1 protein-coding gene is annotated in these 1517 nt (G+C 54.3%); it reads left to right on the top strand.

Annotated features, from left to right (window positions below):
• Positions 1 to 21 precede the first annotated feature (21 nt).
• Positions 22 to 1517 (top strand): HsdM family class I SAM-dependent methyltransferase (locus tag ACP5KC_RS10630; protein WP_428287579.1); only part of this gene is annotated, 1496 nt, incomplete at its 3' end.

Below are 1517 nucleotides of genomic sequence, written 5' to 3'. Positions count from 1 at the left end.
TACTACGGCGTATTGGATAGATTGGCTAGGGAGAACGGATACAGAAATGGGCTTGCGGACGTAGTGGGCAGTGGCTTGGAGAGAGTTGAGGACTTGGCCAGAATGATGCTCTACGCGCTCATGAACAAGATAGTATTCTACAAGGTGCTCGAAAAACACTATAAACTCCCCGCACTACCCGAGTGCAAGTCGCCAGCCCAGTACCTAAACGACTTGAAAAAGTTATTCATGGACGCCATTACCGCGACCAACGACTTCGAGGCGGTGTTCGCGACAGGCCTCTACGACGAGATCAGGCTACCCGACGACCCCGCCATCTGCAGCATATTCAACGACTTCAACAGGCTCCTAAGCGAGACCGATGTACTGCAGATCGGCGACGTGATCGGGTACATTTACGAGAGGCTGATACCCGCCGAGGAGAGGCACAAGTTCGGCCAGTTCTACACGCCACCTGCAGTGGCAAGGTTTATAGCGAGGTGGGCCATCAGGGGGCCCAGCGACAAGGTGCTTGACCCGGGTACCGGGTCGGGTGCCTTCCTCATAGAAGCGTACGCGAGGCTTTACCACCTCAAGACGGGGAGAGACCTCCAGACCTCGAGCCCCTCGGCAGAGGTGCACAGCGCAATACTGAGCCAGCTGTATGGAATAGACATTAACTCCTTCCCGCTACAACTCACCGCGGTGAACCTCTCTATGAGAAACGTCAGGGCGCCGAGCACCCAGTTAAGGCTCATCCACAGGGACTTTTTCACAGTCATGCCGAATCAACAGGTGTTGTTACCCTACAGGCTTGTCACTGCTGGCAAAGTAGTTAGCAAAAGCGAGGTGGTGCCCGGGGACTTCGACGCGGTCGTAGGTAACCCGCCCTACACGAGGTGGCTCGAGATCCCACGCGATACACAGAACGTCATACTTAGCCTCTTGAAAGAAGAGCTGAAGCGGTACGATTTACGGCCCAATACACGGCATGGGTCAGAGCCCGGCATCTACGTTTACTGGATCATGCACGCCACGAGGTTCCTCAAGGATGGCTCCAGGCTTGGGATGATAATCAGCAACATGTGGCTCCAGACGGACTACGGGGTCGAATTCGGTAAATTCCTGCTCGACAACTACAGGATAAGGGCCCTGATCGACATCTCGTACAGGCTGTTCACGGCGTTGATATCCACGGTGATAATCCTGGCCGAGAAAGACACGGGCAGGGATAAGGGTAGTAACGAGGTACTGTTGGTGAGGGTGCCACCGATAGATGGCAAGCTCAGTGATAGGGATGTGGAGAATAAGGTCTCGGAAATCCTAGACTGCATAGGCAACGCCATCCACGAGGGCAGTTACGAGTTCAATAAGGAGAGGCTTGATAAGTGCCGGGAGCTAGGCGTATGGTACCGCTTTGTAAGGCAGTCGGAAATACCCAGGGATAAGAAGTGGATAAGCCTATTCTTCGGCGGTGAAGAGGTCGTTAACGGGCTTGAGGCTTTAGCCAATGAGGGTAAGCTGGTGATCAGGACTGG

The organism is Infirmifilum sp. (genome assembly GCF_049970975.1).
Lineage (GTDB): Archaea > Thermoproteota > Thermoprotei > Thermofilales > Thermofilaceae > Thermofilum > Thermofilum uzonense.
Note: the sequence above shows the minus strand (reverse complement) of the source record. Positions and strands in the feature narration are given on the sequence as shown.